Origin of the sequence: Streptomyces sp. NPDC057486, assembly GCF_042802415.1 — a bacterium.
GTDB lineage: Bacteria > Actinomycetota > Actinomycetes > Streptomycetales > Streptomycetaceae > Streptomyces > Streptomyces yanii.
Genome location: NZ_JBHVEE010000293.1, coordinates 1 through 2,696, shown reverse-complemented (window position 1 = coordinate 2,696; position 2,696 = coordinate 1). Strand labels below are relative to the sequence as shown.

1 protein-coding gene and 3 pseudogenes are annotated in these 2,696 nt (G+C 67.4%); 1 reads left to right on the top strand and 3 read right to left on the bottom strand.

The annotated features are described in order from the left end of the window. Window positions 1-65 precede the first annotated feature (65 nt). Together ACFU6I_RS48380 and ACFU6I_RS48375 are read right to left on the bottom strand one after the other, a co-directional pair. Window positions 66-281 (bottom strand): hypothetical protein, encoded by a 216-nt coding sequence (locus tag ACFU6I_RS48380; protein WP_267008500.1) that lies wholly within the window; start codon window positions 279-281, stop codon window positions 66-68. A 215-nt stretch (window positions 282-496) separates the two neighbouring features. Continuing rightward, window positions 497-928: pseudogene (locus ACFU6I_RS48375) on the bottom strand (IS5 family transposase); the annotation flags it as partial. Between the two features lie 250 nt (window positions 929-1,178). Between ACFU6I_RS48375 and ACFU6I_RS48370 the strand changes: the two are divergent. Further along, window positions 1,179-2,380 (top strand): annotated as a pseudogene (locus ACFU6I_RS48370) (IS110 family transposase). Window positions 2,381-2,404: 24 nt separating this feature from the next. On the opposite strand, the pseudogene ACFU6I_RS48365 reads toward ACFU6I_RS48370, so the two are convergent. Then, window positions 2,405-2,695: pseudogene (locus ACFU6I_RS48365) on the bottom strand (transposase); the annotation flags it as partial. Window position 2,696 lies beyond the last annotated feature (1 nt).

Genomic DNA, 2,696 nt, shown 5'->3' with positions numbered 1-2,696 from the left:
GCTGATCGAGCCGTTGCTGCGGGGGAGCGCCCCGCGGCGCGTGGCTGCGGGGCGCCCAGTGGGCGTTAGTCGACCATCTGCCCGTCGCCCGTACCGCCGACGCACTTCATCCCGACCACCTTTCCGCCGCCGTCCACGCACTCACCCGGGGTGAGGCTTTCGGTGTGGGCGGTGGCGGTGGCGTTGTGGGTGGCGGCCGTGGCGGTGGCGGCACCTGTGAGGCCGAGTCCGGCGAGGGCTGCCGTGGCGATGACGGCGGCGAGAGTTCGTCGAATGCGCATGTGGTTTCCCTTTCACGGATTGCCTCGGTTGGGGCACTACTCAGCTTGATCTTCACCCATGTGGGTGGCGCGTTTGGTTACTCCATTCGAGTGACACCTGCCGGGAGTGGGCCACCGGCGACGCAGGGACGGATGGCCGGTGCCGCAACCCGCCGGAGAGGCCTTGAGGGCCGTGCTCGCATTCACGTATGCAGGTATCACCAGTACGACAATCCTTAGAGCCGGCGCCAGCAGATGAGGCTGCAGGCGAGGGAGACGAAGGCGTCGTGGAGTTCGGTGCGGCGTTCCCAGCGGACGGCGAGTCGTTTGAACTGGTGGAGCAGAGCGAAGGTCTGCTCGACGACGTAGCGGAGCTTGCCCATGTCTTTGATGTTCGGGCAGCCCTTGCGGGAGATGACGGGCAGGATCCGGCGTTTGCGCAGCTCATCGCGGTTCGGGTTCGAGTCGTAGCCCTTGTCGCCGAGCAGGGCTTCTGGGCGTCGGCGGGGCCGGCCGGGCCTGCCCGCGACGGGCGGGATGCCGTCGACCAGGGCGAGGGTCTGGGTGACGTCGTTGACGTTCGCTGCAGTGGTGATGACCTTGAGTGGAGTGCCGCGTCCGTCGCAGATCAGGTGGTGTTTGCTGCCCGTCTTCCGCCGGTCGACCGGCGACGGACCGGTGTCGGCGCCCCGTTACCGTCTTCACGGCCTCGCAATGAGGCTCCCGGCCTTCGGCCCCGGTATGACTTGAGCCCCCAGTCGAGATGATCGAAAAGGTGGTGTCGCCGGTGCCGGAGGCATTGGCAGACCGCTGATTAGAGGCACGAGCGCCCCTCGGGCAGTCTCTTCGTAACATGGATGCTGGCACGCTGATGCCGCAGGTGGGGCCGGGGAGAACGCGAGCACGGGAGCGAAGGGCATGACGGACGAGACTGTCATCGACGTCTATCTGGGCCTGGACGTCGGCAAGGGCGAGCACCATGCCACCGCCGTGAGCCGGGCGGGGAAGAGGGTGTTCGACAGCCGCTGCCCAATAGCGAACCGAAGTTGCGGGAGCTGTTCAACAACCTCCAGGCCAAGCACGGAACGGTGCTGATGGTCGTCGACCAGCCGGCTTCCATCGGGGCCCTTCCGCTGGCGGTCGCTCGGGACACGGGATGCCAGGTCGCCTACCTGCCCGGACTCACGATGCGACGGATCGCCGATCTTTACCCCGGCGAGGCAAAAACAGACGCCCGCGACGCATTCATCATCGCGGACGCCGCCAGAGCGATGCCTCACACCCTGCGCACGATCGATCCCGACGACGAGACCGTTGCCGAGCTCGCGATGATCGCGGGGTTCGACGACGACCTGGCGGGTGAGTCCACCCGGATCGCCAACCGGCTCCGTGGCCTCCTCACCCAGATCCACCCCTCCCTGGAACGGGTCTTGGGCCCGCGCATCCAGCACCCAGCCGTGCTCAAGCTGCTCGACCAGTTCGGTTCCCCGGCTCAGATCCGCAAAGCCGGACGCCGTCGGCTCATGACCTTGTTACGTCCCAAGGCACCGCGGATGGCCGAGCGGCTGGTCGAGGACATCTTCACCGCACTCGACGAACAGACCGTCGTCGTCCCGGGTACGGAGGCTGCAGCCCTGATCGTCCCCAGCCTCGCCGGCTCGCTCCAGTCCGTTCTTGACCAGCGAAAACTCCTCGCCGTCCGCATCGAGGAGCTCTTGGAGGCCCACCCTCTTTCCCCGGTCCTGATCTCGATGCCCGGCATCGGGATCAGGACCGCGGCCCGCATCCTCATCGACGTCGGCGACGCCAGCGGCTTCGCCACCGCCGGCCACCTCGCCGCCTACGCCGGCCTCGCGCCCGTGACGCGGAACTCCGGCTCCTCCATCCGCGGCGAACACCCCTCCCGGCGAGGTAACAAGCAGCTCAAAAGAGCCTTCTACCTCGCCGCGTTCGCCTCGCTCTCCCAGCCCGAATCGCGCGCCTACTACGACCGCAAACGCCGCGAGGGAAAACACCACATCGCTGCCCTCATCGCACTCGCTCGACGCCGCATCGACGTCCTCTTCGCCATGCTCCGCGACGGCACCTTCTACCAACCACCCACACCGGCCAAGGCTTGACGAAAGCCATAGACGCACCTTTTTCGCGCGGATGTGGGAGCCATCCACGCAGGCCCGGGACCAGTCGAGCTGGCCGGCTGCATTGAGCTCGGCGAGCAGGATGCGGTGGAGCTGGTCGAAGACGCCGGCCTTCTGCCACCGCTCCAGTCGCCTCCAGCACGTCTGTCCGGAGCCGAACCCCAGCTCCAGCGGGAGCAGTTGCCAGGCGAGGTCGTTGCAGAGCACGTACAGGATCCCCTGCAGGCACAGCCGGTCCGGAACCGGCCGCGGCCCCGGTGACCGCTCCGGCCAAGGCGGCAGCAACGGCTCGATCAGT

Coding starts and splice junctions, on each gene's coding strand:
- ACFU6I_RS48380 (WP_267008500.1), bottom strand. CDS start 281: ATGCGCATTCGACGAACTCTCGCCGCCGTCATCGCCACGGCAGCCCTC.